The sequence below is a fragment of the Pseudomonas sp. 31-12 genome (assembly GCF_003151075.1).
Classification (GTDB): domain Bacteria; phylum Pseudomonadota; class Gammaproteobacteria; order Pseudomonadales; family Pseudomonadaceae; genus Aquipseudomonas.
Window position 1 is genome coordinate 5,133,301 of sequence record NZ_CP029482.1, and the last position, 26,842, is coordinate 5,160,142.

Annotated in this window: 27 protein-coding genes; 13 read left to right on the top strand and 14 right to left on the bottom strand. The window is 60.4% G+C overall.

What is annotated here, in order from left to right; translation table 11 throughout:
• The first annotated feature begins 37 nt into the window (after positions 1–37).
• The 3 genes from fabA (at position 38) to DJ564_RS24250 (ending at position 2,375) form a co-directional block, all read left to right on the top strand.
• Entirely contained in the window at positions 38–553 is a 516-nt protein-coding gene (fabA, locus tag DJ564_RS24240) for a 3-hydroxyacyl-[acyl-carrier-protein] dehydratase FabA (protein ID WP_008148022.1), read from the top strand.
• An 11-nt stretch (positions 554–564) separates the two neighbouring features.
• Complete coding sequence (fabB, locus tag DJ564_RS24245; RefSeq protein WP_109633929.1) at positions 565–1,785, top strand: beta-ketoacyl-ACP synthase I; 1,221 nt, start codon at positions 565–567, stop codon at positions 1,783–1,785.
• A 401-nt stretch (positions 1,786–2,186) separates the two neighbouring features.
• Entirely contained in the window at positions 2,187–2,375 is a 189-nt protein-coding gene (locus tag DJ564_RS24250; RefSeq protein ID WP_010457086.1) for a hypothetical protein, read from the top strand.
• A 70-nt stretch (positions 2,376–2,445) separates the two neighbouring features.
• Here DJ564_RS24250 and DJ564_RS24255 read toward each other — a convergent pair whose 3' ends face one another.
• From DJ564_RS24255 to DJ564_RS24285, 7 genes are all read right to left on the bottom strand, one after another.
• Complete coding sequence (locus tag DJ564_RS24255; RefSeq protein WP_109633931.1) at positions 2,446–2,988, bottom strand: DUF2058 domain-containing protein; 543 nt, start codon at positions 2,986–2,988, stop codon at positions 2,446–2,448.
• 28 nt (positions 2,989–3,016) lie between these two features.
• On the bottom strand, positions 3,017–3,850 hold the full coding sequence (mazG, locus tag DJ564_RS24260; protein ID WP_109636177.1) for a nucleoside triphosphate pyrophosphohydrolase: 834 nt from the start codon (positions 3,848–3,850) through the stop codon (positions 3,017–3,019).
• Between the two features lie 121 nt (positions 3,851–3,971).
• A complete protein-coding gene (gene relA / locus DJ564_RS24265) occupies positions 3,972–6,215 on the bottom strand; it encodes a GTP diphosphokinase (protein ID WP_109633933.1) in 2,244 nt (747 codons plus the stop codon).
• Positions 6,216–6,336: 121 nt separating this feature from the next.
• A complete protein-coding gene (gene rlmD / locus DJ564_RS24270; protein ID WP_109633934.1) occupies positions 6,337–7,689 on the bottom strand; it encodes a 23S rRNA (uracil(1939)-C(5))-methyltransferase RlmD in 1,353 nt (450 codons plus the stop codon).
• A complete protein-coding gene (gene cysM, locus DJ564_RS24275; RefSeq protein WP_109633936.1) occupies positions 7,689–8,591 on the bottom strand; it encodes a cysteine synthase CysM in 903 nt (300 codons plus the stop codon). Before cysM ends, rlmD begins: the two co-directional genes overlap by 1 nt.
• Positions 8,592–8,809: 218 nt before the next feature.
• Positions 8,810–10,249 carry a sensor histidine kinase gene (locus tag DJ564_RS24280; protein ID WP_109633938.1) on the bottom strand — a complete coding sequence of 480 codons (1,440 nt, stop codon included), beginning with the start codon at positions 10,247–10,249 and terminating at the stop codon, positions 8,810–8,812.
• Positions 10,236–10,958 carry a response regulator transcription factor gene (locus tag DJ564_RS24285; RefSeq protein ID WP_109633940.1) on the bottom strand — a complete coding sequence of 241 codons (723 nt, stop codon included), beginning with the start codon at positions 10,956–10,958 and terminating at the stop codon, positions 10,236–10,238. Before DJ564_RS24285 ends, DJ564_RS24280 begins: the two co-directional genes overlap by 14 nt.
• A 214-nt stretch (positions 10,959–11,172) precedes the next feature.
• Between DJ564_RS24285 and DJ564_RS24290 the strand changes: the two genes are divergently transcribed.
• Both DJ564_RS24290 and DJ564_RS24295 read left to right on the top strand, forming a co-directional pair.
• Complete coding sequence (locus tag DJ564_RS24290) at positions 11,173–13,926, top strand: response regulator (protein ID WP_109633942.1); 2,754 nt, start codon at positions 11,173–11,175, stop codon at positions 13,924–13,926.
• 130 nt (positions 13,927–14,056) lie between these two features.
• Entirely contained in the window at positions 14,057–15,046 is a 990-nt protein-coding gene (locus tag DJ564_RS24295) for a 2-hydroxyacid dehydrogenase (protein WP_109633944.1), read from the top strand.
• Positions 15,047–15,051: 5 nt separating this feature from the next.
• On the opposite strand, the gene DJ564_RS24300 is transcribed toward DJ564_RS24295, so the two are convergent.
• Positions 15,052–15,453: a hypothetical protein gene (locus DJ564_RS24300; RefSeq protein WP_109633945.1), complete on the bottom strand. Its 402-nt coding sequence runs from the start codon at positions 15,451–15,453 to the stop codon at positions 15,052–15,054.
• 134 nt (positions 15,454–15,587) lie between these two features.
• Here DJ564_RS24300 and DJ564_RS24305 point away from each other — a divergent pair, with 134 nt between their 5' ends.
• Both DJ564_RS24305 and DJ564_RS24310 read left to right on the top strand, forming a co-directional pair.
• Positions 15,588–16,022, top strand: a complete 435-nt coding sequence (locus DJ564_RS24305) for a hypothetical protein (RefSeq protein WP_109633947.1) — start codon at positions 15,588–15,590, stop codon at positions 16,020–16,022.
• Complete coding sequence (locus DJ564_RS24310; RefSeq protein WP_109633948.1) at positions 16,022–16,426, top strand: META domain-containing protein; 405 nt, start codon at positions 16,022–16,024, stop codon at positions 16,424–16,426. Before DJ564_RS24305 ends, DJ564_RS24310 begins: the two co-directional genes overlap by 1 nt.
• Before the next feature lie 75 nt (positions 16,427–16,501).
• Here DJ564_RS24310 and DJ564_RS24315 read toward each other — a convergent pair whose 3' ends face one another.
• Positions 16,502–16,969: a TlpA disulfide reductase family protein gene (locus DJ564_RS24315; protein WP_109633950.1), complete on the bottom strand. Its 468-nt coding sequence runs from the start codon at positions 16,967–16,969 to the stop codon at positions 16,502–16,504.
• Positions 16,970–17,083: 114 nt separating this feature from the next.
• Here DJ564_RS24315 and arsC point away from each other — a divergent pair, with 114 nt between their 5' ends.
• The 3 genes from arsC to DJ564_RS24330 are packed head-to-tail and all read left to right on the top strand — an operon-like array spanning position 17,084 to position 18,457.
• A complete protein-coding gene (arsC, locus tag DJ564_RS24320; protein WP_109633952.1) occupies positions 17,084–17,437 on the top strand; it encodes an arsenate reductase (glutaredoxin) in 354 nt (117 codons plus the stop codon).
• Positions 17,434–18,030 carry an NAD(P)H:quinone oxidoreductase gene (wrbA, locus tag DJ564_RS24325; RefSeq protein WP_109633953.1) on the top strand — a complete coding sequence of 199 codons (597 nt, stop codon included), beginning with the start codon at positions 17,434–17,436 and terminating at the stop codon, positions 18,028–18,030. Before arsC ends, wrbA begins: the two co-directional genes overlap by 4 nt.
• A gap of 1 nt (position 18,031) precedes the next feature.
• Entirely contained in the window at positions 18,032–18,457 is a 426-nt protein-coding gene (locus tag DJ564_RS24330; RefSeq protein WP_059182318.1) for a DUF2069 domain-containing protein, read from the top strand.
• A 99-nt stretch (positions 18,458–18,556) separates the two neighbouring features.
• Here the strand turns inward: DJ564_RS24330 and DJ564_RS24335 are convergent, their stop codons facing one another.
• On the bottom strand, positions 18,557–19,231 hold the full coding sequence (locus DJ564_RS24335; protein ID WP_109633955.1) for a DNA-3-methyladenine glycosylase I: 675 nt from the start codon (positions 19,229–19,231) through the stop codon (positions 18,557–18,559).
• Between the two features lie 134 nt (positions 19,232–19,365).
• Positions 19,366–20,190 carry a tRNA 2-thiocytidine(32) synthetase TtcA gene (gene ttcA, locus DJ564_RS24340; protein ID WP_109633957.1) on the bottom strand — a complete coding sequence of 275 codons (825 nt, stop codon included), beginning with the start codon at positions 20,188–20,190 and terminating at the stop codon, positions 19,366–19,368.
• A gap of 440 nt (positions 20,191–20,630) precedes the next feature.
• Here ttcA and DJ564_RS24350 point away from each other — a divergent pair, with 440 nt between their 5' ends.
• Both DJ564_RS24350 and DJ564_RS24355 read left to right on the top strand, forming a co-directional pair.
• On the top strand, positions 20,631–21,233 hold the full coding sequence (locus DJ564_RS24350; protein WP_010457124.1) for a Yip1 family protein: 603 nt from the start codon (positions 20,631–20,633) through the stop codon (positions 21,231–21,233).
• A gap of 147 nt (positions 21,234–21,380) precedes the next feature.
• On the top strand, positions 21,381–21,875 hold the full coding sequence (locus DJ564_RS24355; protein WP_046046499.1) for a SprT family zinc-dependent metalloprotease: 495 nt from the start codon (positions 21,381–21,383) through the stop codon (positions 21,873–21,875).
• Between the two features lie 120 nt (positions 21,876–21,995).
• Here the strand turns inward: DJ564_RS24355 and DJ564_RS24360 are convergent, their stop codons facing one another.
• Positions 21,996–23,177 carry a CaiB/BaiF CoA-transferase family protein gene (locus DJ564_RS24360; protein WP_109633960.1) on the bottom strand — a complete coding sequence of 394 codons (1,182 nt, stop codon included), beginning with the start codon at positions 23,175–23,177 and terminating at the stop codon, positions 21,996–21,998.
• Between the two features lie 144 nt (positions 23,178–23,321).
• Positions 23,322–24,656, bottom strand: coding sequence for a dicarboxylate/amino acid:cation symporter (locus DJ564_RS24365; RefSeq protein ID WP_109633962.1), 1,335 nt, complete (start codon positions 24,654–24,656; stop codon positions 23,322–23,324).
• Positions 24,657–24,994: 338 nt separating this feature from the next.
• Between DJ564_RS24365 and DJ564_RS24370 the strand changes: the two genes are divergently transcribed.
• The gene (locus DJ564_RS24370) at positions 24,995–25,993 is read left to right on the top strand and encodes an AraC family transcriptional regulator (protein ID WP_109633963.1); all 999 of its coding nucleotides are present in this window, start codon (positions 24,995–24,997) and stop codon (positions 25,991–25,993) included.
• A gap of 145 nt (positions 25,994–26,138) precedes the next feature.
• Here DJ564_RS24370 and DJ564_RS24375 read toward each other — a convergent pair whose 3' ends face one another.
• Positions 26,139–26,495 carry a DUF6124 family protein gene (locus tag DJ564_RS24375; protein ID WP_109633965.1) on the bottom strand — a complete coding sequence of 119 codons (357 nt, stop codon included), beginning with the start codon at positions 26,493–26,495 and terminating at the stop codon, positions 26,139–26,141.
• Between the last annotated feature and the right edge of the window lie 347 nt (positions 26,496–26,842).

The window sequence follows — 26,842 nt, forward strand, 5'->3', positions numbered from 1 at the left end:
GCCCCACCCTGCCGCATGGGACTATTGAGGAGCTCGCATGACCCAACAAAACGCCTTTACTCGGGAAGACCTGCTGCGCTGCAGTCGCGGTGAGCTGTTCGGCCCAGGTAACGCACAACTGCCCGCCCCGAACATGCTGATGGTGGATCGCATCACCCATATCAGTGCCGAGGGTGGCAAGTACGGCAAAGGTGAATTGGTCGCCGAGCTGGATATCACTCCTGACCTGTGGTTTTTCGCCTGCCACTTCGAAGGTGATCCGGTGATGCCAGGCTGCCTGGGCCTCGACGCCATGTGGCAACTGGTCGGTTTCTTCCTCGGCTGGCAAGGTCTGCCGGGCCGCGGCCGTGCGCTGGGTTCGGGCGAAGTGAAATTCTTTGGCCAGGTCCTGCCGACCGCCAAGAAAGTCACCTATAACATTCAGATCAAGCGCGTGCTCAAGGGCAAGCTGAACCTGGCCATCGCCGATGGTTCGGTCAGTGTCGACGGCCGCGAGATCTACACCGCCGAAGGCCTTCGGGTCGGCGTTTTTACCTCCACTGACAACTTCTAAGGGTTATCCGCATGCGCCGCGTCGTTATCACTGGTCTGGGCATCGTATCTTGCCTGGGCAATGACAAAGAGACCGTCTCCGCTAACCTGCGTGCAAGCCGCCCTGGCATCCGGTTCAACCCGGAATATGCCGAAATGGGTCTGCGTAGCCAGGTTTCCGGCTCCATTGACCTTCCCCTCGAAGAGCTGATCGATCGCAAGATCTATCGCTTCGTCGGCCACGCGGCGGCGTACGCCTACCTGGCCATGAAAGATGCCATCGCAGACTCCGGCCTGACCGATGAGCAAGTCTCCAACCCGCGTACCGGCCTGATCGCCGGTTCCGGTGGTGCCTCCACGCTGAACCAGATGGAAGCGCTGGACATCCTGCGCGAGAAAGGCGTGAAGCGCGTTGGCCCATACCGTGTAACGCGGACCATGAGCAGCACCGTTTCCGCTTGCCTGGCCACGCCGTTCAAGATCAAGGGCCTGAACTACTCCATCGCGTCTGCCTGCGCCACCAGTGCTCACTGCATCGGTAACGCCATGGAACAGATCCAGATGGGCAAGCAGGACGTCGTGTTCGCCGGCGGTGGTGAAGAAGAGCATTGGAGCCAGTCGTTCCTGTTCGACGCCATGGGCGCACTGTCCAGCCAGTACAACGAAACCCCGGAAAAAGCTTCCCGTGCCTACGACGCCAAGCGTGACGGTTTCGTCATCGCCGGCGGTGGCGGCATGGTCGTGGTCGAAGAGCTGGAACATGCTCTGGCCCGCGGCGCGAAGATTTACGCGGAAATCGTTGGCTACGGCGCGACCTCCGACGGCTACGACATGGTCGCTCCAAGCGGCGAAGGCGCTATCCGCTGCATGCAGATGGCCATGTCCACCGTTGATACTCCGATCGACTACCTGAACACCCACGGCACTTCGACTCCGGTCGGCGACGTCGCGGAAATGAAAGGTGTGCGTGAAGTGTTCGGCGACAAAGCCCCGGCCATCAGCTCCACCAAGAGCCTGTCGGGTCACTCCCTGGGCGCCGCCGGCGTTCACGAAGCGATCTACTGCATGCTGATGATGGAAGGCAACTTCATGGCGGGCTCCGCCAACATCGACGAACTGGACCCGGAAGTGGCCGACATGCCGATCCTGACCAAGACTCGCGAAGACGCCACCATCAACACCGTGATGAGCAACAGCTTCGGCTTCGGTGGCACCAACGCCACCCTGGTACTGAAGCGCTGGGCCGGCAAGTAATTCCCCGCCGTCTCGCAGCACACAAAAACGCCCCGACTGGTTCGGGGCGTTTTTTTGTGCCTGAAAAAATGTGGAACGCCGCGATTCCTGTGGGAGTGAGCCTGCTCGCGATAGCGGACTTCCAGGCAATAGATGTATCGGCTGAAACACCGTCATCGCCAGCAGGCTAGCTCCCACAGGGTCGGCGTTAAACCTGCATTTTCCTGGTCGCGAACATGAAGCTTTTGTCATGAAACTCAACGCCCTGCGGCCGAATGCCGCGTGTTTGGCGGGCTGCAGGACTTTTGTCGATTTCGCAAAAATTCGTCACCGAACTCAGTCGTTTACTTAGCAGGCTAACCAAACATATAACAGAGTCCTGCACACGCCTTGCTGCAGATAACAGAGATTGGAGCTAGCAGATGACTGTAAAAGTAACTGAACGCGACGATTCACATAAATCCCATGAAGGCATCGCCGCCGGTATCCGGATCTGGGATGTACATCAACAAGACATGCTGGTGGGGATGTTTCATTCCGAAACCGACGCCCACAGCTACAAGGCCGAACTAGAAAAACAGGAGCAGCAACGAGCGCTCCGATCCGCATAAGCAACTACAGCATTGAAAACGACAAACCCCGCCATGAGCGGGGTTTGTCGTTGTTGCAGCCGTTAAAGGCTTACCACATCAGATCGTCAGGGATCTGATAGGCCGCGTACGGATCGTCCTCGGCAGCGACTTCTTCCTTCTTGACGTTCATCTGCACGATGCGTTGTGGATCGCGTTCCTGGATCTTCAGGGCGGCCTCACGGGGGATCACTTCGTAACCGCCAGCGTGGTGCACGATCGCCAGGAAGCCATTGCTCAACTGGTTACGCATCAGCGTGTTGACGGAGATGCGCTTGACCTTCTTGTCGTCAACGAAGTTGTAGTAGTCCTCGGTGGTCAGCTTCGGCAGGCGCGAGACTTCGATCAATTGCTTGATCTGCGCCGCACGTGCCTTGGCCTCGACTTTCTCCTGCTGCTGGCGGTTCAGCTCCTGATCGCGCTTGACCTTCTCGGCCATGGCTTCCTGAGCTGCACGTTGCTGCGAGTCATCGAGTTCAATCTGGCCTTTATGGGCCAGGCGTTGCTGCTTCTGCTTCTCTTTGCCGACCTGTTTGGCCTGCTTTTGGTTGACCAGCCCTGCTTTGAGCAACTGGTCGCGAAGGGAAATGCTCATGGTGCTTATTTCTCACTTAGGCCACTGCTCAACCGCAGCTGGGCAAATTCTTTTCCTGACGTTTGGCTTCGCCCCACAAGGCGTCCAACTCTTCGAGGGTGCAATCTTCCATGGGACGGTGGGTGTCGCGCAATGCCTGTTCGATAAAACGAAAGCGTCTTTCGAACTTGCTGTTGGCGCCACGCAATGCGGTTTCCGGATCGACTTTCAAATGACGCGCCAGATTGACCACGGAAAACAGCAGGTCACCGACTTCATCGGCAATTGCTGCCGAGTCGTTGTCGGCCATGGCTTCTAGCACTTCATCAAGTTCTTCGCGGACCTTGTCCAGCACCGGCAAGGCGTCCGGCCAGTCGAAACCGACCTGCCCTGCGCGCTTCTGCAACTTCGCTGAACGAGACAACGCCGGCAGCGCTGCGGGCACGTCATCAAGCAATGACAACTGTTCGGGTGCGGCTGATTTCTCGGCGCGCTCTTGCGCCTTGATTTCTTCCCAGCGTTGCTTGACCTGTTCTTCACTCAGACGCGGAACATCCAGCGGCGCGTACAGATCACCGGTGGGAAACACGTGAGGATGACGACGGATCAGCTTGCGGGTGATGCTGTCGATCACGCCGGCGAATTCAAAACGCCCTTCTTCCCGGGCCAGCTGGCTGTAATAAACCACCTGGAACAGCAAATCGCCCAGCTCACCCTGCAAGTGATCGAAGTCACCGCGCTCGATGGCGTCAGCGACTTCGTAGGCTTCCTCGAGGGTGTGCGGGACGATGGTCGCGTAGGTTTGCTTGATATCCCACGGACAGCCGAACTGCGGGTCGCGCAGACGGCTCATCAGGTGCAGCAAGTCTTCAAGGCTGTACATCATTCATGTCTCATCACAAAACCTGTGGGAGCTGGCCTGCCAGCGATGGCATCACCTCGACCCTAATGAAAGACCGAGGTGCCTGTATCGCTGGCAGGCCAGCTCCCACACGTGGGCATCTTCAAGGCGTCCGGTTACGCCGGGTTTCGATGATGTTCGGCAACTGGGAAATCCGCCCCAGCAACCGCCCCAGTGCATCCAGCCCCGGAATCTCGATGGTCAGGGACATCAACGCGGTGTTGTCCTCTTTGTTCGAGCGGGTGTTGACCGCCAGCACGTTGATCCGCTCGTTGAGCAGCACTTGCGAGACGTCACGCAGCAGACCGGAGCGGTCGTAGGCGCGGATGATGATGTCCACCGGATAGGTGAGCACCGGCACCGGGCCCCAGCTGACCTGGATGATCCGCTCCGGCTCGCGCCCGCCCAGTTGCAGCACCGAGGCGCAGTCCTGACGGTGAATGCTCACGCCGCGGCCCTGGGTGATGTAGCCGACGATGGCATCGCCCGGCAACGGCTGGCAGCAACCGGCCATTTGCGTCATGAGATTGCCGACGCCCTGGATCTGAATGTCGCCACGCTTGCCCGGTTTGTAGCCAGTGGCTTTGCGCGGAATCAATTCCAGCTGCTCGTTGCCGCGTTCCGGCTCGACCAGTTGCTGCGCCAGGTTCACCAGTTGCGCCAGGCGCAAATCACCGGCGCCCAACGCGGCGTACATGTCCTCGGCGGTCTTCATGTTGGCCTTGTCGGCCAGCTTGTCGAAGTCCACCGCCGGCAGACCGAGGCGACTCAACTCACGTTCGAGCAACGTTTTACCGGCCGCGACGTTCTGATCGCGCGCCTGCAGCTTGAACCAGTGAACGATCTTCGCCCGCGCCCGCGAGGTGGTGATGTAACCCAGGTTCGGGTTCAGCCAGTCGCGGCTCGGAGTACCGTGCTTGCTGGTGATGATCTCGACTTGCTCACCGGTTTGCAGGCTGTAGTTGAGCGGTACGATGCGTCCGTTGATCTTCGCGCCACGGCAGTTATGACCGATTTCGGTGTGCACGCGGTAGGCGAAGTCCAGCGGCGTCGCGCCCTTCGGCAAGTCGATGGCGTGACCGTCCGGGGTGAAGATGTAGACCCGATCCGGCTCGATATCGACCCGCAGTTGTTCGGCCAGACCGCCGATATCGCCCAGCTCTTCATGCCACTCGAGCACCTGACGCAACCAGGAGATTTTCTCTTCGTAGTGGTTGGAACCGGATTTGACGTCGGTGCCCTTGTACTTCCAGTGCGCGCACACGCCCAGTTCGGCTTCTTCGTGCATGGCGTGGGTGCGGATCTGCACTTCCAGCACCTTGCCCTCGGGGCCGATCACCGCGGTGTGCAGCGAACGGTAGCCGTTCTCTTTCGGGTTGGCGATGTAGTCGTCGAACTCTTTCGGGATATGCCGCCACAAGGTGTGGACGATGCCGAGCGCGGTGTAGCAATCGCGCATTTCCGGCACCAGCACGCGCACGGCGCGCACGTCGTAGATCTGGCTGAATTCCAGCCCCTTGCGCTGCATTTTGCGCCAGATCGAATAGATGTGTTTGGCCCGACCGCTGATGTCGGCGTCGACGCCGGTGGCCTGCAATTCGACTTTCAGCTGGTTCATCACATCGGCGATGAAGCGCTCGCGATCCAGCCGTCGCTCGTGGAGCAACTTGGCGATCTGCTTGTACTGATCGGGCTCGAGGTAACGGAAGGACAAGTCCTCCAGTTCCCACTTGATATGACCGATACCGAGACGGTGAGCCAGCGGCGCGTAGATGTCGAAGACTTCACGGGCAACGCGGTTGCGCTTCTCGTCGTCGGCGGTTTTCACCGCACGGATCGCGCAGGTGCGTTCGGCCAGTTTGATCAGCGCGACGCGAACGTCGTCGACCATGGCCACGAGCATTTTGCGCAGGTTCTCGACCTGCCCCTGAGTGCCCAGCACCAACGATTGACGGGGGCTCAGGCTGGCGCTGATCGCCGCCATGCGCAACACGCCGTCGATGAGTTTGGCGACCACCGGACCAAAGCGCTGGCTGACCGCCGGCAGTTCGATCTGGCCTTCGCGCACGCCGCGGTACAGGACCGCCGCGACCAACGAATCCTGATCCAGTTTGAGGTCGGCGAGAATCTCGGCGATCTCAAGGCCCGTGCGGAAACTCGAGGTCCCTTCGGACCATAGATTCTTCGCCGCATTGGCTTGTTGTTCAGACGCGCGAGCGAACTCGCACGCTTCCTTCAAGGCTTCGCGATCCAGTGCCAGATCGACACTGACCGCATGATCGAGCCAAGCCTCGAGATTGATACTGCCGTCGGTGTTGATCGGCTGGTGTGCTCTCACCTGTACCATCTTGCTTACCTTCCCTACGACGCAGATTCAATGCGTCAATTCGCTGACCTTCATTGCCCGATTGCCCTCACGGGGCTATGCGAGAGCAGCACGGGCGGCCAGTCGGACCAGACGAGCCGTCCTAGCTCGCTTCAAATAACGCCATGGCCTCGACATGTGCCGTCTGAGGAAACATATCGAGAATCCCGGCACGTTTTAACCGGTAGCCCTGCTTGATCAATTCGGCCGTATCGCGCGCCAGCGTTGCCGGGTTGCACGATACGTACACCAATCGTTTGGCGCCCAGGGACGCCAGCTTGCGCACGACCTCGAAAGCACCGTCACGCGGTGGGTCCAAGAGTACCGCACAAAAGCCTTCGCGCGCCCATTCGGCATCGGACAAAGGCTGGGATAAATCGGCCTGAAAAAACTTTGCGTTATGCAGATTATTGCTAGCCGCATTGTCGGCGGCCCGCTCGACCATCGCCTGCACGCCTTCCACCGCCACCACTTCGCGAACGGCTTTGGCCAGGGGCAAGGCAAAGTTACCCAACCCACAGAATAGATCGAGAACCCGCTCATCCGAGGTCGGCTTCAACCAGTCCAGCGCCTGGGCAATCATCGCTTCGTTGACCCCGGCATTGACCTGGATGAAATCCCCCGGCCGGTAGGCCAGGTTCAAATCCCACTGCTCCAGGCGATAACCCAGCGACTGATCGGCCTCGACCGGTTGCGGGTCGCCGTCTCCATGCAGCCACAACTGAGCGTCATGGAATGCGCAGAAATCCTTGAGGATTGTCAGGTCGGCTTCGGACAACGGCGCCATGTGCCGCAGCAAAACGGCCAGCGACGATCCGGCGAACAATTCCACATGCCCCAGCGCCTGAGGTTTGCTCAAGCGTCGAAGCATTTCCGGCAAGCGGGTCATGATCGGCTGCAACGGCTGGACCAGCACCGTGCATTCGTTGATGGCCACGATGTCCTGACTGCCTGCCGCGCGGAATCCGACTTCGAGTTTCTTCGCTTTCATGTCCCAACGCACCGCCACTCGGGCGCGACGGCGGTAACCGAATTCCGGACCGCTCAACGGCGCCGCCCACTCTTGGGGTTCGACACCGGCGACCTTGGACAGTTGCTCGGCGAGCATGCGCTGTTTGAGGGCGAGTTGTTCGGTGTGCGGCAGATGCTGCACGCTGCAACCGCCGCAGCGACCGGCATGCGGACACGGTGCCGGGCGACGCAATTCGCTGGCCTGGAACACCCGTTCGGTGCGCGCCTCGACCACTTTGCCGTGAGCGCCCAACACGCGCGCCTCGATTTCTTCACCGGCCAATGCGCCGATGACGAACCAGGTGCGACCTTCGAAAAACGCGATACCGCGACCGTCATTGGCCAGGCGCTCAATGTTCAAGCGCTGCTTTTTGCCGGTCGGAATTTGCGGGGCCTTGCTGCCACCGGTGGGTTGGAAGCGCAGGCCTCTCTCTTGCTTGGCCATCAGTTGGGCGCGTCGAAAATGCCGGTCGACAAGTAACGGTCGCCACGGTCGCAGATGATCGCGACGATCACCGCGTTTTCAACTTCCCGGGACAGGCGCAGCATCGCTGCCACGGCACCGCCCGAGGACACACCGCAGAAGATGCCTTCTTCGCGAGCCAGACGACGGGTCACGTCTTCGGCTTCGCTTTGCGCCATGTCGACGATCCGGTCCACGCGATCGGCCTGGTAGATCTTCGGCAGGTATTCCTGCGGCCAGCGACGGATGCCCGGAATCGCCGAACCTTCCATCGGTTGCAGGCCGATGATCTGCACGTTGTCGTTCTGCTCTTTCAAGTAGCGCGACACGCCCATGATGGTGCCGGTGGTGCCCATCGAACTGACGAAGTGAGTGATGGAGCCTTCGGTCTGGCGCCAGATTTCCGGACCGGTGGTGGTGTAGTGCGCCTCGGGGTTATCACCGTTGGCGAACTGATCCAGCACCTTGCCGCGGCCTTCGGCTTCCATTCGCTGAGCGAGGTCGCGCGCGCCTTCCATGCCTTCTTCCTGGGTCACCAGGATCAGCTCGGCGCCATAGGCCGTCATCGCGGCTTTACGTTCGGCGCTGGAGTTGTCCGGCATGATCAGGATCATCTTGTAACCCTTGATCGCGGCAGCCATGGCCAGCGCGATACCGGTGTTACCCGAGGTCGCTTCGATCAGCGTATCGCCGGCGTGGATCTGCCCGCGCAATTCAGCGCGGGTAATCATCGACAGCGCCGGTCGGTCCTTGACCGAACCCGCCGGGTTATTCCCTTCGAGCTTAAGCAAAAGGGTATTGCTGGTGGCGCCAGGCAGACGCTGCAAACGGACCAGCGGAGTGTTGCCGACGCAATCGGCGATGGTTGGGTACTGCAAGGTCATGGCGTATTCGCAATCCAGACTGCGGGGGCGCCTATCATACCGGCAAACGTTCGCAGGCCATATCACGCAAAGTGCGGTGCTTATGGCTTATGGGAATAAGCAACGATGATCAGGTTGCTCGGCTAGGGAATTGTCGCACCGGTGGTGCGACTTTTTCGGGATGGTGACCCGACCGGCCTAATCGCGGGCAAGCCCGCTCCCACAGGGTTCTGTATTGGTTAAACGGTTTGTGGCTTACACGCGGTCATTGTGGGAGCGGCGGTGCGACGATTCGACTTGCCCGCGAAGGCGTCATCACTGACGCCATCACTCTCAGCCACTAACCGAATATTTAGCCGCAGCCCACGCCCAGTGTTCTGCGCCCAAAGACTCCCGCCCTGACGCTTCACCGCATTCCTCGCGATGCTCAATCCCAACCCGAACCCGCCATCCCCCGGCCGTGAACCGTCGAGTCGAATGAACGGGCAGAAGATCCGCTCCAGATCCGCCTCAGCCACTCCTCCACCCTCATCCTCCAGCCACAAATGCCAGAAGTCGCCGTCACGTTGCCCGCCGAAACGCACGATGCCGCCACTGGGTGAATGACGAATGGCATTGCGCAGAATGTTTTCCAGCGCCTGGGCCAAGGTGTTGAGATTGCCCCGGACCCAGCACGATGAATCCACCGCACACTGCAACTGGCTCGCCGGCCAGGCGCTTTCATAGCAGGCGTTTTCCGTGAGCATTTCCCACAGCGCCTGGACCTGAATCGCTTCGTCGGGCAACGGCGCGCGCTCGGTGTCGAGCCAGGCCAATTGCAGCGTGTCTTCAACCAAACGCTGCATGCCATCGACTTCTCGCCCGATGCGCTCGCGCAATTGCGCCAGCCCTTGCTCGCTTTCGCTGGCGACCCGCAGACGGCTCAGCGGCGTTCGCAGTTCGTGGGACAAGTCGCGCAGCAATTGCTGTTGCAGGGCCACGGTGCTCTGCAGTCGCTCGGCCATGTGATCGAACGCCCGGCCCAGTTCACCGAGTTCATCTGTTCGATTGGTGGTGTGTCTCGACAGACGCACGTTCAACTGATCGGCGCGCCAGGCGTTGGCCTGTTCGCGTAAATGGTTCAGCGGCACGACCAGCAATCGATAAAGACCGACGCACAATAAAAGGGTGAACAGGCCGGGGATCACGCCGTTGGTGATCACGCGCCAGAACACCCGGTATTGGCCGGGCATGAAGCGCTGGGGCAGTTCGATGACCAGACTGCCGGCGGTCGGATCACCGGGAAACGGCACCCGCAGCCACGGCTGGCGTTTCTTGTGTATGGGCCAATCCAGGCCGCGCAGAAAGGTCAGGCGCTCGATCTCCTTGTCCGTCAGCGCCTGGCTGCTCAACGACTGTAAATCACCGCCAATGACACCGGCCCAGCCTGTTTCCCGCTGTCGCATGGTGTGCAGCCAGCCATCCACACCCGCGCGCTGGCCCCGGCGCCACGCCTGTTCGGCTTCGGCGGCATAACCCGTCAGCGTGCCTCGAGCTTCATCCGACAGGAACTGGTTTCGCTGCTCCATGTAGCGACCCCAGGACCAGCTCAGCCAGATCATCAACAGACAGAAGGCCACCAACAGACACGCCAGTTTCCAGAACAGCGAGTGCCGGCCCGGCAGGTCAGACCATTTCATCGGCCGCACTCAACACGTAACCCTTGCCCCAGACCGTGCGCACTTCGCGCTCGGTGTAGCCGATGCCTTTGAGTTTGCGACGGATCTGGCTGATGTGCATATCGAGGCTGCGATCATGGGCCGCGAAACCGCGTTGCAGCACGTGCTGATAAAGGAAAGCTTTGCTCAGCACTTCATCGCCATTGCGATTCAGTGTGTCGAGCAATCGATACTCGCTGCGGGTCAGGCCGGCGGCGTGTTCGCCATAGAAAACGTCGCAGAGTTCGTCATCGAAACGCAGGCTGTCGACCGGGGCCGCGACCGCTGCCGGCTCCGGCCGACGGTCGAGTGCCACACGACGCAGGATCGCTTCGATGCGCACCCGCAACTCGGCCATGCTGAAGGGTTTGGGCAGGTAATCATCGGCCCCGAGGCGAAAACCGCTGATGCGATCCGCCTCGGCGCCCAGCGCCGACATCAGCACCACCGGGGTCGAATGGCTCTGGCGCAATTGCGTCAGCACGTTCAACCCGTTCAGGCCTGGCAGCAAAATATCCATCAACACCACGTCAAAGGGCCGCTGACGGGCAATGTCCAGGCCTTCCTGTCCGTTCTGGCACCAGGTCACCTGAAAACCGCAACGACCCAGATGCTCGTGCACGTAGGCGCCGAGGACGAGGTCGTCTTCAATGGACAGGATGCGCGGGTGGCCAACAGAGATGGGAGTCATGAGTATCTGCAAATAATTCTCAGTTGGCGATTATTCAAGATTGCCTGCCGATGGGCAACCCAAGGTTTGCCCATGGCGCAAAAGCGCCGATCCGGCCGACGAATGACGACATCAATTTTACGAAGATTGCCTGCCTGCAAATCGCTACACTGGCCCGATGGCGCGTGCCGGATGTACGTGCAGGTCAATCAATAGCTGGATGCAGGAGAGATGCGTGCTCAAGAAACTGGGAATTAAAGGCCGCGTGCTGTTGCTGACCCTGTTGCCGACCACCCTGATGGCGCTGGTCCTGGGCGGCTATTTCACCTGGACGCAGCAATCGGACCTGCAAACCCAATTGATGCAGCGCGGCGAGATGATCGCCGAACAGCTCGCGCCCTTGGTCGCCCCGGCCATGGGCCACAAAGACAATGAGTTGCTGGAGCGCATCGCCACCCAGTCGCTGGAAACGCCGGACGTACGCGCCGTGACCTTCCTCGCCCCCGACCGCACGCCCGTGGCCCACGCCGGCCCGACCATGCTCAACCCCGCGCCGATGGGCAGTGGCTCGCAGATGCTGCGCCGCAGTGGCAACGATGCGACGCGTTATCTGCTGCCGGTATTCGGCAAGCACCGCAACCTCGCGGGCGATTTGATACCTGATGAAGCCGAGCGTCTGCTGGGCTGGGTCGAGCTCGAACTGTCCCACAGCGGCATGCTGCTGCGCGGTTACCGCAGCCTGTTCGCCAGCCTGCTGCTGATCGGCGCGGGCCTGGCCGGTGCGGCACTGCTCGCCTTGCGCATGGGCCGGACCATCAATCGGCCGATCAGCCAGATCAAACTGGCGGTGGCGCAACTCAAGGACGGTCACCTGGAAACCCGCCTGCCGCCCCTTGGCAGTCAGGAACTGGATGAGCTCGCGTCCGGCATCAACCGCATGGCCGGCACCCTGCAAAACGCTCAGGAAGAATTGCAGAACAGCGTCGACCAGGCCACCGAAGACGTGCGCCAGAACCTGGAAACCATCGAGATCCAGAACATCGAGCTGGACCTGGCGCGCAAGGAAGCCCTGGAAGCAAGCCGGATCAAATCCGAGTTCCTGGCCAACATGAGCCATGAAATCCGCACACCGCTCAACGGCATTCTCGGTTTCACGCACCTGTTGCAAAAAAGCGAGCTGACCCCGCGCCAGCTCGACTATCTGGGCACCATCGAGAAGTCTGCCGACAGCCTGTTGGGGATCATCAACGAGATCCTCGACTTCTCGAAAATCGAGGCCGGCAAACTGGTGCTCGACAATATTCCGTTCAACCTGCGCGACCTGCTGCAAGACACCCTGACCATCCTCGCCCCGGCGGCCCATGCCAAACAGCTTGAGCTGGTGAGCCTGGTGTATCGTGACACGCCGTTGTCGCTGGTCGGCGATCCGCTGCGACTCAAGCAGATCCTCACGAACCTGGTGAGCAACGCGATCAAGTTCACCCGCGAAGGCACCATCGTCGCCCGGGCCATGCTCGAAGAAGAGCACGAAGACAGCGTGCAACTGCGCATCAGCATTCAGGACACCGGCATCGGGCTGTCGAACCAGGACGTGCGCGCGTTGTTCCAGGCGTTCAGCCAGGCCGACAACTCGCTGTCCCGCCAGCCTGGGGGCACCGGCCTTGGGCTGGTGATTTCCAAGCGCCTGATCGAGCAGATGGGTGGCGAGATCGGCGTCGACAGTACGCCGGGCGAAGGCTCGGAATTCTGGATCAGCCTGAGCCTGCCCAAGACCCGCGACGACGCCGAAGACCTGCCCGGCCCACCGCTGCTCGGGCGCCGCGTGGCGGTGCTGGAAAATCATGAACTGGCCCGTCAGGCCTTGCAGCATCAGCTGGAAGATTGCGGTCTGGTCGTGACACCGTTCAATACCCTGGAAAGCCTGGCCAATGGCGTGACCGGCGCGCATCAGACCGATCAGGCAATCGATCTCGCGGTGCTCGGCATCACCAGCAACGATATGCCGCCGGAGCGCCTCAACCAACACATCTGGGACCTCGAACACCTGGGCTGCAAAGTGTTGGTGCTGTGCCCGACCACCGAGCAGACGCTGTTCCACCTCTCGGTGCCCAACCCGCACAGTCAGTTGCAGGCCAAACCGGCCTGTACCCGCAAGTTGCGCCGGGCGTTGTCCGATCTGGTCAACCCGCGCCAGCAGCGCAGCGAACCCGGCGAGCCGGTATCGAGCCGCGCGCCGAAAATGCTGTGCGTCGACGACAATCCGGCCAACCTGCTGCTGGTGCAAACCCTGCTCGAAGACATGGGCGCCAAAGTGCTCGCGGTCGAAAGCGGTTACGCGGCCGTCAAAGCGGTGCAAAGCGAAACGTTTGACCTGGTCTTGATGGACGTGCAGATGCCCGGCATGGACGGGCGTCAAAGCACCGAGGCGATTCGCCAGTGGGAAAGCGAGCGGCATTGCACGCCGCTGCCGATCGTCGCCCTCACCGCCCACGCCATGGCCAACGAAAAACGCGCGCTGCTGCAAAGCGGCATGGACGACTACCTGACCAAACCGATCAGCGAACGGCAACTGGCCCAGGTGGTGTTGAAGTGGACCGGCCTGGCGTTGCGCAATCACGGGCCGGAGCGTTCCAGCGACAGCCATGGCGGCGCCCATGAATTGCAGGTGCTCGACCACGACGAAGGCTTACGCCTGGCCGCTGGCAAAGCCGATCTTGCCGCGGACATGCTGGCGATGTTGCTGGCCTCCCTGGAAGCCGACCGCGAGGCGATTCGCATGGCCCGGGAAACCAATGACCACAACGCCCTGATCGAACGCGTCCACCGCTTGCACGGCGCGACCCGTTATTGCGGCGTCCCGCAACTGCGTGCCGCCTGCCAGCGCAGCGAAACCCTGCTCAAGCAACAGGACCCGAAAGCCCCCGGCGCACTGGAAGAACTCGACCGGGCGATCAATCGCCTGGCTGCCCACGCCCGGATCAACGCTTGATGCAGCGCAATGGCACCGAACACCCTCGGCGCTAAGCTCATGGGCCCTGTGGCGAGGGGATTTATCCCCTCGCCACAGGGCTTCGCCAGCGGCTACATAAAAGCGTGAATCAGTTATCCAGGAGGACCGCATGCGCACGATTCTTTTCAGCAGCCAGACCTACGACCGCGACAGTTTCCTCGGCGCCGAGCTGCCCGCCGGTATCGAGTTGCACTTTCAATCGGCGCGGCTGAGTCTCGATACCGTGGCGTTGGCGGAGTATCACGAAGTGGTCTGCGCTTTCATCAATGATGACTTGAGCGCCCCGGTGCTGGAACGTCTGGCTGCGGGCGGCACACGCTTGATCGCCCTGCGTTCGGCCGGCTACAACCATGTCGACCTGGCGGTGGCGAAGCTGCTGGGACTTTCGATTGTGCGGGTCCCGGCCTACTCGCCGCACGCGGTGGCCGAGCACGCGGTGGCCTTGATCCTGGCGCTCAACCGGCGCCTGCACCGCGCCTACAACCGCACCCGCGAAGGGGATTTCAGTCTGCACGGTCTGACCGGTTTCGACCTGGTGGGCAAGACTGTCGGCGTGGTCGGCACCGGACAGATCGGCGCGACTTTCGCGAAAATCATGAACGGGTTCGGCTGCCGGTTGCTGGCCTTCGACCCCTACCCTAACCCGCAAGTCGAAGCCCTCGGCGCTCGTTACCTGAGCTTGCCCGAGCTGCTCGCCGAATCACAGATCATCAGCCTGCACTGCCCGCTCAACGAGCAGAGCAAACACTTGATCAACCGCGAGTCACTGGCGCACATGCAGCCTGGCGCAATGTTGATCAACACCGGCCGTGGAGGTCTGGTGGACACGCCGGCGCTGATCGACGCGTTGAAGGACGGTCAATTGGGTTATCTGGGGCTGGATGTCTATGAAGAAGAGGCGCAGCTGTTTTTCGAAGACCGCTCCGACCTGCCGTTGCAGGACGATGTGCTGGCGCGGCTGCTGACCTTTCCCAACGTGATCATCACCGCGCACCAGGCCTTCCTGACCCGCGAAGCCCTGGACGCGATTGCCACGACGACCCTGCAGAACATCGCGGCCTGGGCTGCCGGCACGCCGCAGAATCGGGTCGAGGGCTGAGCCGGTCAGGCCTTGGACAAGAGGATCATCAAGCCCAGCCAGCCGAACCCCAGCAAGCGTTGCCCCACGGAATGCCCGCGACGCAGCAGGAACCAGACAAAAAACGGCGGCAGAAAGAAAATCATCAATTTCAGCCACAGCTCCACCGGACGCACGCCGTTGGGGACGGGCATCGGCGCCGCCATTTCAGCTGGGGCTTCAGTTTTGCGTTTACGTCCGAACGCGGCCGGGGTCACCCTGGCGACTTTCTCGTCGGCCGGCAAACGCCCGAAAGAAAGGGGTGCCTGCACAGGCGCTGCCGTCGAAGTGGCCGCTTGCACCGTTCCCGCCGGTGCACCGCAATGAATGCAAGCAGGCGCCGTGGAGCTGATGCTTTGCTTGCACTCATAACATTCGATTAACGCCATGTCCGTTCCTTAGAAATGCAAAAGCGGCAGTGTGCCATGAGTCGGCAGGCAATTTGAACCAGATCGAAGGTCATCTGCCCGCGCCATGCTGCGTGCAGGCCCGTGATAGCATACCGCGCATATTTGGAGGACCCATGGTCGAACACGATTTCCGCTACAACCTGATGAACCCGCAACACACCCTCACCGAATGCCGCGCCCTTGTGCCGGGGCGTTATCAAGTCACCGGCAACGGCGGCTCGATTCGTAATAACGACGTGCTGGTCGTGACCCTCAAGGGCGCCAAGGACTTGTCCATGCGCCTGACCGTGGAAACGGTTCGTCACTTGATCAACCCGCCCGGCCAATGGGTCGCGGTGGCCAGTGGTCCGGTGTTCGGCGAATTGGCGATCCACACCTGGAAAGTCAACTGCGACAGCTGCGCCAAAGAGTTGAGCTTCGAGTTCGCAGTCGACGCCAAACTGGGCAACAAGGCTGAAAAACCGGCCGCCACCGCGCGGATTGCCGAGTTGGGCTGGTCCACCGTTGGCGAAAAGCACCTGTGCCCAAAATGCCAGGAGCCCGCGTAATGAAACGCCTCGCCCTGACCGCCCTGGTCGGTGCCAGCCTGCTGGGCTGCGCCGCCGAGCCGGTAAAATTGCAACAAAACCGCAGCTACATCCTGGAATGGATCGGCGAACGTCCGTTGATGGATTACAGCCACCTGACCATCACCCTCGGTGAAGACGGCCGGGCTTACGGCAATGGCGGCTGCAACCACTGGTTTGCGCCGTACACGCTGGAAGGCGACAAGCTGAGCTTCGGCAGAATCGGCAGCACCCGCAAAATGTGCGCGCCGGCGGTGATGGAGCAGGAAAAACGCTTCATGCAGGCTTTGGAAAACGTGCAGCGCTGGGATGTATCGCCAATCGAGCAGATGCGCTTCTGGCCGGCGCAAGGCAAGCCGTTGCGTTGGTGGCTTGAAGAGGGTTGATCACCCCGGCTAGTTGCCAAGCGGATATCTGTGGCGAGGGAGCTTGCTCCCTCGCCACAAGAGCATCCTGTGCAGTCAGTTAAGCGCCTGCAACGCCTCAAGCTTGGCCATCACCCCCGCCGCTGTCTGCTCGCCCATCAATTGCTCGCGCACCTTGCCCTTGTTATCGATGATGTAGGTCACCGGCAACGCCTCACTGCGCGGCAACTCGAAAAGATCCGCCGGGTCCGACGCCAGCACGGTGAATTTGATCCCCAGTTTCTCGCTGGCGCTTTTCAGCTCTTCCCCCTGCACATTGTCGAAATTGACCCCGAACACACCAATCTTCTTCTCTTTCAACTGATCCGCCAAGCCATTCAACTCCGGGATCTCGGTCCGGCACGGGCCACACCATTCGGCCCAGTAATTGAGCACCACCCATTGTTTGTCCAGACGTTCGGCGGCGACTTTCTGGCCGTTCTGGTCGATGCCATAGTCGTTGCCACAGCCCCCCAGCATCAACGTCCCGATGATCGCCAATGCTACTGCCAGTCGTCTTGTCATGTCGTAATCCTTGTTCAAAATTGAATGCGCCTGCGACCCATCGCCTCCCGAGGTTCTGGATTACGCGCTGCACAGTTAGAATAGCCGCCACCTTACGCAAGATGCGACCCGCACATGACCGATCTGACGCTTTATCACAATCCGCGCTGCTCGAAATCCCGCGGTGCGCTCGAACTGCTGCAAGCCCGTGGCTTGACGCCGACCGTGGTCCGCTACCTGGAAACCCCGCTGGACGCCGCGCAAATCCAGAGCCTGCTGGGCAAGCTTGGCATCAGCGCCCGGCAACTGCTGCGCACCGGCGAGGACGAGTACAAAACCCTCAACCTGGCCGACAGCAACCTCGGCGAGGCGCAATTGATCGCCGCCATCGCCGCCCATCCGAAGCTCATGGAGCGACCGATTCTCGAAGTCGGCGACAAAGCCATCATCGGCCGTCCGCCGGAGAACGTATTGGAGTTGCTGCCGTGAGCGCGCCGTACATTCTGGTTCTGTATTACAGCCGCAGCGGCTCGACCAATGAAATGGCCCGGCAGATTGCCCGCGGCGTCGAGCAGGCCGGGATGGAAGCGCGCCTGCGCACGGTCCCGCCGATCTCCACCGAATGCGAAGCCGTGTCGCCGGACATCCCCGACGAAGGCGCGTTGTACGCCAGCCTCGACGACCTGAAGAACTGCGCCGGCCTGGCCATGGGCAGCCCGACCCGGTTCGGCAACATGGCGGCGCCGCTCAAGTACTTCCTCGACGGCACCAGCAATCTTTGGCTGACCGGCGCCCTGGTGGGCAAACCGGCTGGCGTGTTCACCTCCACCGCGAGCCTGCACGGCGGTCAGGAAACCACGTTGCTGTCGATGATGTTGCCGTTGTTGCACCACGGCATGCTGATCACCGGCCTGCCTTACAGCGAATCGGCCCTGCTGGAAACCCGTGGCGGCGGCACGCCGTATGGCGCCAGTCATCACGCCGGGGCGGATGGCAAAAGCGGTTTGAATGAACATGAAGTCGCGCTGTGCCGGGCCCTGGGCCTGCGCCTGGCGAAGACTGCGCAAAAGCTGGGGAACTGACGTGGCGAAAAAGCCGAAGATTCTGCCCTCCATCGAATGGCTCGAACCGCGGGTCCGGGCGATGCGAGTGATCAGCCTGCTGTGCTTTTTCGGGCTGGTGGGACTGCTCTGCGCGTATTACCTGGTGTTTGCCGACCTGCATGGCGCCCGGCCGTGGGTGATTTTGCTGATCGAATTGGTGCCGCTGCTGTTGCTGGCGCCGGGGATGATCATCGGCAGCGCGCGCGGGCATTCGTGGATGTGTTTTGTGGTGAACCTGTATTTCATCAAGGGCGCATTGGCCGCGTATGACCCGAACCGGCAGCTGTTTGGCTTGCTGGAGATGGGCGCGAGCCTAGCGGTGTTTTGTTCGGCGCTATTGTATGTGCGGTGGCGGTTTCAGTTGAATCGCAAACTGGCGGGTGAAGGCGAGATTTCCGTCGCCTGACAGATTGCTATCGCTAGCAGGCTAGCTCCCACAGGGGACTTGTGTACGCCACAGATCCAATGTGGGAGCCAGCCTGCTGGCGATTGCCGCGACTCGGTCTCAATGGTTGACGGTGTAGGCCAACATCATCGAAATCTGACTCATCGCCCGCCCGCCACTCTGTTCATGCCACTGGTTGAACACATCCTGCACCAACGCCAGGTCCCGCTGGCTGGTCGGCACCTTGTCGACGATCTTCTGCGCATTCAACCCCGCGACCACGTCGTAGCTCGGCACGAACGTGTCCTTGCCGACCATGCGCAGGAAGCGCGGCGCCGACAACCCGCCCAATTGATGGCCGCGTTTTTTCAGGTAGGTCCACAGCCCGACGATATCGGTTACCGGCCAATCAGCGATCAGTTCGCCAAAGCTGCCCTTCTCATGCGCCACGTCCAGCACGAACTGCGCATTGCGCGGCACGCTCTTGAGTTTGCCCAGGTGACGGATGATCCGCGCGTCCTGCATCAGGCGCTCAAGGTGTTCGGCGCTCATCAACACGACCTTTTCCGGATCGAACTTGAAGAACACTTCTTCGAACGACGGCCACTTGGCGTCCACCAGGCTGTGCTTGAGCCCGGCGCGGAACACACGTAGCGCCATGGTCGAGAGGTAGCGGTCGTCGCTGATCTTGCGCAATTGCGCCGGGGTCTTGGGAACGGGCAGATGGGCTTCCAGTTCAGCTGCCGAGCCGAAGCGGTTCAGACAGTATTCGTGCAGCCACTTGTAATCGCGCATGCCCTCTCCTGATGAATAAGTGAAATAGACCCCTGTGGGAGCCAGCCTGCTGGCGATGGCGGAGGGTCAGTCAACAAATGATGTGTCTGACCCACCGCCATCGCCAGCAGGCTGGCTCCCACAGTGATTGTGTTTTAGAGGTTGACCACGTTGACGAAGCGCGAAGCCGCCGTTTCGTCGATCTTGAGGCTGGTGAAGTCGAACAGGTTGCGGTCCGCCAGTTGCGACGGAATCACGTTCTGCAGGCTGCGGAAAATGCTTTCGGTACGGCCCGGGGTCTTGCGTTCCCACTCTTGCAGCATGTCCTTGACCACCTGACGCTGCAGGTTTTCCTGGGAGCCGCAGAGGTTGCACGGAATGATCGGGAATTGCTTGAAGTCCGAGTAAGCCTGGATGTCTTTCTCGTTGCAGTAGGCCAGCGGGCGGATCACCACGTTGCGGCCATCGTCGGCGCGCAGTTTTGGCGGCATGGCCTTGAGTGAACCGTTGAAGAACATGTTGAGGAAGAACGTCTCGACGATGTCGTCGCGGTGGTGACCAAGTGCCATTTTGGTCGCGCCGATTTCGTCGGCAAAGGTGTAGAGCGTGCCGCGACGCAGGCGCGAGCACAGCGAGCAGGTGGTCTTGCCTTCCGGGATCAACTCCTTGACCACCGAGTAAGTGTCTTTCTCGACGATGTGATACTCGATGCCCAACTCTTTCAGATAAGCCGGCAGCACGTGCTCAGGGAAGCCCGGCTGCTTCTGGTCCATGTTCACGGCCACGATCTCGAACTTGATCGGCGCGACCTTCTGCAGGTGCAAGAGCACGTCGAGCAGGGTGTAGCTGTCCTTGCCACCGGACAGGCAGACCATGACCTTGTCGCCGTCTTCAATCATGTTGAAATCGGCAACAGCCTCACCCGCCTGGCGGCGAAGGCGCTTTTGCAGTTTGTTCTGGTTGACCGTGAGAGTGCCCATGACGCGAAATCCGTGAGGTGTGACGAAAGGCCGGCATTTTACGCAAAAACCCATCGTCGGCGAAGTACCTGGCGACGGCACTTTATCTGAGCTGAGCATACCCCTGTGGCGAGGGAGCTTGCTCCCGCTGGGTCGCGCAGCGGCCCCAAAACCATCCTGTCCCATTGTGTCAGGCAACCCCCATCGACCGTTTTTTGCGACTGCTGCGCAGCCGAACGGGAGCAAGCTCCCTCGCCACAATGGTTACGCAAGACCCTGCGGCGATTAACAGCAGTGTTTACAGCGCAATTTGCTCTAACGCCCTGCAACCTGCGCCGTTAAGACCTTTCTATACTGCGACATAAGGTCGCATACATATTCAGACCTATTACTTACTTGGCCACTTTGGCCTGTAGGCGCTCCACTGGGGGGCGACGGTAAAAACAAGAGGAGTGACTGGCATGATCCATCACGTAGTGGGGCTCTTCACCCACCCCGACCAGGAATGGAAAGAAATCCGTGGCGACCAAGAGGAAAGCATCAGCCACATGTACCTGACCCACACGCTGATTCTGGCGGCGATTCCCGCCGTGTCGGCGTTTATCGGCACCACCCAGGTCGGCTGGGTGATCGGCAACCGAGCGCCGGTCATGCTGACCCAGGAAAGCGCGCTATGGATGACGATCATGTCGTATCTGGCGATGCTCGGCGGCGTCGCGGTCATGGGCGCATTCATCCACTGGATGGCCCGTACCTATGACGCCAATCCAAGTCTGGCCCGCTGCGTTGCATTTGCGACCTACACCGCGACCCCGCTGTTCATCGGCGGTCTGGCGGCGCTGTACCCACACATGTGGCTGGGGATGATCGTCGGGACGGCGGCCATCTGCTACACGGTGTACTTGCTGTATGTGGGGCTACCCACTTTCATGAACATTCCATCAGACGAGGGCTTCCTGTTTTCCAGTTCGGTACTTGCCGTAGGCCTGGTGGTGCTGGTCGCCATCATGGCGTTTACAGTGATTGTCTGGGGACTCGGCGTGGGGCCGGTCTATACCAATTAGCAACACATCACCCAAAAACAAGATCTGCCAACACAGGCCGCCGCAAGGCGGCCTTCTAATGTAAGGAGTAACGACCATTCGGCGCCTCGGCGATTCGCAAGGCCCCGGCGTTGCGGCATACTCGACGTCTCTGGAGATCCATCAAGCATGCCCGAGCAACTCAATACCCGCGTCGAAGACTGTTACCAACTAGCCGAATCCTTTTTCAAACGACCTTTCAAACGCCCCGTGGTGAGCCTCAAGCTGCGCGGTCAAAAAGCCGGTGTCGCGCATCTGCACGAGAACCTGCTGCGCTTCAATCCGCAGCTGTACCGGGAAAACACTGAAGATTTCCTCAAGCAGACAGTGGCCCATGAAGTGGCGCACCTGATCGCCCATCAACTGTTTGGCGACCGCATTCAGCCGCACGGTGAAGAGTGGCAATTGATCATGCGCGGCGTGTACGAACTGCCGCCCAATCGCTGCCACACCTACGACGTCAAACGCCGCAGCGTGACCCGCTACATCTACAAATGCCCGTGCGTCGACAGCGATTTCCCGTTTTCGGCGCAGCGCCATGGCCTGGTGCGGCAAGGGCGGCGGTATTTGTGCCGGCGGTGCCGGAGTACGTTGGTGTTCAGTGGGGAGATGCGGGTCGAATAGTTGGATTTGTAGTGTTTGGGCCGACCTCTTCGCCAGCAGGCTGGCTCTCACAGGGGATCATCGATACGCCACAGATCCATTGTGGGAGCCAGCCTGCTGGCGATGGCGGCCTGACAGGCACTAGAGAACCACTTTGGCACGCCGCAACCCGGCAATCCGCTCAGCGTCAAACCCCAACTCCCCCAACACCTGATCCGTATGCTGCCCCAACACCGCACCAATATGCCGTGGCTCCGGCAACCCCTCGGAAAACTTCAACGGACAAGCCATCTGCGGCTGCGTAGAACCATCCCCCCGCGGCACCTCGGTCACCAACTCCCGAGCCCTCAACTGCGGATGCCGCACCGCCTCACCCAGACTCAGCACCGGTTCGACACAGGCATCGAGTTCGGCAAACAGCGCGCACAAGTCCGAATAGTCGTGCTTTTCAAATTCCGTTTTCAGCGCCTCTTTGAGCTTCTTCTGCTGGGCTGGTTGAGGTGACAAGCCCAGAGCCGCCAATTCCTCCAGCCCCAGCGCCGTACACAGTCGCTTCATGAACACCGGTTCCAGGCTGCCTACCGACAGCCAGCGCCCGTCCCGCGAACGGTAATAGTCGTAGAAACTGCCACCATTGAGCATCTGGTCTTCCCGGCCCGGCTCCACGCCACAGGCCAGGTACCCGGCGCCGGCCATCGCGTTGAGGCTGAAGGCGCAGTCGGTCATGCTCACATCCAGATGCTGCCCCACCCCGCTGTGCTGCCGCGCGATCACCGCCGCCAGCAACCCGATCACGCCGTGCAGCGAGCCACCGGCGATATCCGCCACCTGCATGCCCAACGGCAGCGGCCCGCTTTCGGTGCGGCCGGTGTAGCTGGCCAGCCCCGCCAACGCCAGGTAGTTGATGTCGTGGCCGGCGCGGTCCTTGTAGGGGCCGGTCTGGCCGTAGCCGGTAATCGACACGTAGATCAGCCGTGGATTGATCACCTTCAAGGCTTCATAGCCCAGGCCCAGGCGCTCCATCACTCCGGGGCGAAACTGCTCCAGCACGATGTCGTGGTCCACCAGCAACTGCTTGATCACCTCCAGTGCCTCAGGCTGCTTGAGGTCCAGCGCCAGGCTGCGCTTGTTGCGATTGAGGTAGGCGTGACTCGCCGAGACCCCGTGATCGTGCGGCGGCAACACCCGCAGCAGATCCATGCGCGTCGGCGATTCGATGCGCAAGACTTCTGCGCCCATGTCCGCCAGCAGCAACGAGGCGAACGGCCCCGGCAGCAGTGTCGAGAAATCCAGAACCTTGAGTGATGCCAGTGGACCGGGCATGAGCGATCTCCGTGAACGATGTCTCCAGCCTAGGCAGGCAATGGCATTGCAGCAATCACCTGAAGTGTCAGCAGCTGTGACCGTTACGCTCAAATCCCGGGCATGAAAAAACCCGCCGAAGCGGGTTTTTCATGACAGCCAGTCTTACTTGACGTTGCTTGGGGTTGGGCCTTCGGCCACGCCCAGGTCGTCTTCTTCACGAGTGTCGGAGATACCGCGACCACCGGAAGCCAGCTCGACTTGCAGCTTGTCTTCATCCAGCTCTTTCACCCACTTGGCCACGACCAGGGTCGCAACAGCGTTACCAACAAGGTTGGTCAGCGCGCGGGCTTCAGACATGAAGCGGTCGATACCCAGGATCAGCGCCAGGCCGGCAACCGGCAGGTGACCCACGGCAGACAGGGTAGCGGCCAGCACGATGAAACCACTGCCGGTTACGCCCGCGGCACCTTTGGAGGACAACAACAGCACCAGCAACAGAGTGATCTGGTGGGTGATGTCCATTTGGGTGTCGGTCGCCTGAGCGATGAACACTGCGGCCATGGTCAGGTAGATCGAAGTACCGTCGAGGTTGAACGAATAACCCGTCGGGATCACCAGACCGACAACGGATTTCTGCGCGCCCAGGCGTTCCATCTTGATCAGCATGCGCGGCAGCGCGGATTCCGAAGAGGAAGTGCCCAGTACGATCAGCAGTTCTTCACGGATGTAGCGAATCAATTTGATTACGCTGAAGCCGTGCGCGCGGCAGATGCCGCCCAGTACCACGAGCACGAACAGGATGCAGGTGATGTAGAAGCAGATCATCAACTGACCCAGTTGCACCAGCGAGCCTACACCGTAGGCACCAATGGTGAAGGCCATGGCACCAAAGGCACCGACCGGGGCGAGCTTCATGATCATGTTGATGATGTTGAACATCACGTGAGCAAAGCGATCGATGAAGTCCAGTACCGGCTTGCCGTAGGCACCGAGGCGATGCAGGGCGAAACCGAAGATCACCGAGAACATCAGCACTTGCAGGATATCGCCGTTGGCGAACGCACCGACGATGGTGTTCGGGATCACATTGAGGATAAAGGCAACGATGCTCTGGTCTTTACCGGCCGAAATGAAACCAGCGATTTTGCTGGTGTCCAGCGTCGTCACGTCGATGTGCATGCCGGCGCCCGGTTGCACAACGTTGACCACGACCAGACCGATCAGCAAGGCAATGGTGGAAACAATTTCGAAGTACAGCAGCGCATAACCGCCGGTCTTGCCGACCGACTTCATGTTCTGCATGCCGGCGATACCGCTGACGACCGTACAGAAAATGATCGGCGCGATGACCATTTTGATCAGTTTGATGAACCCGTCACCCAGTGGCTTGAGGGCCACACCGGTCTGCGGGTAGAAGTGACCAAGCAGGATGCCGATGGCAATTGCAACGATCACCTGGAAATACAGGGATTTGTACAGTGGCTGACGAGTCGTCATTGCAAAGTTCCTCAAGAGTGCCCCGTGACAACATCCATCTGTTGCCCAAGACACTTCAATTGCGAACCCTCCTGCACTGGAGGGATTTGTTTTGTCGAGCTGCACAACGGCAGGCATCTGCTTGCTGTATCGCAAGGCCCGTGCCACGTTTCAAAAAATGCCTGCAAGCCTTATGACATCAAGGGTTACAGGTTCAACCTGCCACTGACCGGTAATAGCAATGTGGCGGATTTCCGCCCATCGATCAGACCTCGTCCTACAATTTGGCGGATATCCGCCTGTTCATCATCAGGAGCGACAGCTACCATCCGTCGTTCACTGGGTCGGACCTGCCTGCTATGCGTGAACGCACCATCGCCAGTCATTTCGCCCGTGCCGTCCTTGGTGGCGCGCGCCGGTTGGGTTATGACTATTCAGAGCTGTTGCAGCAATTGGGGATCAGCCCCGAATTGCTCGAAGAGCCGCGGGCGCGGATTGCGCCAGAGCAATTCACGCGATTGATCCAGGGGTTGTGGCTGGCCCTCGACGACGAGTACCTGGGCTTCGGACCGACGCCGAGTAAAACCGGCACCTTCGCGATGATGTGCCACGCCGTGATCCACTGCCGCAACCTCGATAAGGCCCTGCATCGCGGCCTGTTGTTCTATAGCCTGTTCCCCGACGGTCCGAGCCTGACTCTGACCCGCGAAGACGAAATGATCCGTCTGAGTCTCGATGATTCGAAATTCCACGACCCGGACCATTTCCTCACCGAAAGCCAGTTGATGGTGTGGCATCGCCTCGGCAGCTGGCTGATCGGCCAGCGCATTCGGCTGGAGCAGGCGACGTTCAGCTACCCAAGGCCCGAGCACGGTGCCGAGTACGACCTGCTGTTCCCCTGCCCCATGGTGTTTTCCTCGGCGCAGAGCAGCCTGCTGTTTCACAGCCGCTACCTGAACATGCCGTTGTTGCAGGACGAACGCACCCTCAAGCATTTCCTCCAACACTCCCCCGCCGACCTGCTCTCGCGACCGGATGATGGCGACAGTTTGAGCAGCCAGTTACGCCGTTTGCTCAGTCGCGACAGTTCACGCTGGCCGGATCTTGAAGCCGTGGCCGCGCACCTGCACATCAGCCCGCAGACCTTGCGCCGACACTTGCGTGAAGAAGGGTCGAGTTTCCAGGAGTTGAAGGATCAGTTGCGCCGGGACATTGCGATTTATCACCTGGGGCGGGCGGATCTGTCGTTGCAGCAGATTGCCGAGCAGCTGGGGTTTTCCGAGCCTTCGGCGTTTCACCGGGCGTTCAAGAAGTGGACGGGGCTGACGCCGGGGGCCTATCGCGCGCAAGAGAATTGAATTTTCGGTTGAACTGACCGACCCCTTCGCGAGCAAGCCCCCACCTTTGATCTCGGGTATCCAACAAATTCTGTGGTCACCGAAGCCCCCTGTGGGAGCCGGCTTGCTCGCGAAGAACGATGACGCGGTCTACCTGACCAAACGACTAAGGCGGATCAAGCCGATCCAGCATCCGATTCACCGCCAACTCCCCAAGCATCACCACCTGCTGAATCCCCAACACGGTGTTGCGATGCGGCCCCTCCATCAACCCCGCGAAATTACTCAGCATCACACTTGCCGATGCCAGGGATTCACAGGCGTTGACCAGCAGGGTTTCGTCATCGGTATCAGGGGCCACGAAATAAATGGTGCTGGGTTTGCGCGGGGTGTCTTGGGGAATGGCTGGTTTGAGGTAGTAATCGAGGGCGCGGTCGGCGGCTTCGTTGAGTTTTTTGGGGTCGGTGGAATCGTACGGCGAAACGTCGTCGGTTTCAGGTGGGTTGGGTGTGATCTTGTACATAGGAAGCTCCTAGAGTCATGGAGCCGCAACACATCGCTGCTAAACGAAAAAGAGGTGGCGGCTGTACGCGGGTTAGCAGACCAGGACTCTAGAACCCGGCGCACCGAAGTGCCCCACGCAAAGCCGCCATGACATGAACGACGGACATTGTGCGTCTAGAGAGACCCAGGCTGCTAAACCCGATCGCTGATTCATCAGCGACCCGCAAACGATAAAACCCACGTCCCAGACGCACAAGCCGGCGGATTCTGGCGTAGTCGTAGGCAGCGGCGCAAGGATGTGTAGCCTGAGTGAGTGTCTGGAGATGTGTTTTAAACAGCGCTGTTTATTGACCTTGCCTGCACGCT

Coding starts and splice junctions, on each gene's coding strand:
- DJ564_RS24375 (WP_109633965.1), bottom strand. CDS start 26,495: ATGTACAAGATCACACCCAACCCACCTGAAACCGACGACGTTTCGCCG.
- arsC (WP_109633952.1), top strand. CDS start 17,084: ATGACCGATCTGACGCTTTATCACAATCCGCGCTGCTCGAAATCCCGC.
- DJ564_RS24335 (WP_109633955.1), bottom strand. CDS start 19,231: ATGCGCGATTACAAGTGGCTGCACGAATACTGTCTGAACCGCTTCGGC.
- DJ564_RS24305 (WP_109633947.1), top strand. CDS start 15,588: ATGGTCGAACACGATTTCCGCTACAACCTGATGAACCCGCAACACACC.
- cysM (WP_109633936.1), bottom strand. CDS start 8,591: ATGACCTTGCAGTACCCAACCATCGCCGATTGCGTCGGCAACACTCCG.
- relA (WP_109633933.1), bottom strand. CDS start 6,215: ATGGTACAGGTGAGAGCACACCAGCCGATCAACACCGACGGCAGTATC.
- DJ564_RS24355 (WP_046046499.1), top strand. CDS start 21,381: ATGCCCGAGCAACTCAATACCCGCGTCGAAGACTGTTACCAACTAGCC.
- DJ564_RS24295 (WP_109633944.1), top strand. CDS start 14,057: ATGCGCACGATTCTTTTCAGCAGCCAGACCTACGACCGCGACAGTTTC.
- DJ564_RS24255 (WP_109633931.1), bottom strand. CDS start 2,988: ATGAGCATTTCCCTTCGCGACCAGTTGCTCAAAGCAGGGCTGGTCAAC.
- DJ564_RS24300 (WP_109633945.1), bottom strand. CDS start 15,453: ATGGCGTTAATCGAATGTTATGAGTGCAAGCAAAGCATCAGCTCCACG.
- fabB (WP_109633929.1), top strand. CDS start 565: ATGCGCCGCGTCGTTATCACTGGTCTGGGCATCGTATCTTGCCTGGGC.
- DJ564_RS24350 (WP_010457124.1), top strand. CDS start 20,631: ATGATCCATCACGTAGTGGGGCTCTTCACCCACCCCGACCAGGAATGG.
- DJ564_RS24310 (WP_109633948.1), top strand. CDS start 16,022: ATGAAACGCCTCGCCCTGACCGCCCTGGTCGGTGCCAGCCTGCTGGGC.
- DJ564_RS24285 (WP_109633940.1), bottom strand. CDS start 10,958: ATGACTCCCATCTCTGTTGGCCACCCGCGCATCCTGTCCATTGAAGAC.
- ttcA (WP_109633957.1), bottom strand. CDS start 20,190: ATGGGCACTCTCACGGTCAACCAGAACAAACTGCAAAAGCGCCTTCGC.
- DJ564_RS24365 (WP_109633962.1), bottom strand. CDS start 24,656: ATGACGACTCGTCAGCCACTGTACAAATCCCTGTATTTCCAGGTGATC.
- DJ564_RS24250 (WP_010457086.1), top strand. CDS start 2,187: ATGACTGTAAAAGTAACTGAACGCGACGATTCACATAAATCCCATGAA.
- DJ564_RS24280 (WP_109633938.1), bottom strand. CDS start 10,249: ATGAAATGGTCTGACCTGCCGGGCCGGCACTCGCTGTTCTGGAAACTG.
- DJ564_RS24370 (WP_109633963.1), top strand. CDS start 24,995: ATGCGTGAACGCACCATCGCCAGTCATTTCGCCCGTGCCGTCCTTGGT.
- DJ564_RS24360 (WP_109633960.1), bottom strand. CDS start 23,177: ATGCCCGGTCCACTGGCATCACTCAAGGTTCTGGATTTCTCGACACTG.
- mazG (WP_109636177.1), bottom strand. CDS start 3,850: ATGTACAGCCTTGAAGACTTGCTGCACCTGATGAGCCGTCTGCGCGAC.
- rlmD (WP_109633934.1), bottom strand. CDS start 7,689: ATGGCCAAGCAAGAGAGAGGCCTGCGCTTCCAACCCACCGGTGGCAGC.
- DJ564_RS24315 (WP_109633950.1), bottom strand. CDS start 16,969: ATGACAAGACGACTGGCAGTAGCATTGGCGATCATCGGGACGTTGATG.
- fabA (WP_008148022.1), top strand. CDS start 38: ATGACCCAACAAAACGCCTTTACTCGGGAAGACCTGCTGCGCTGCAGT.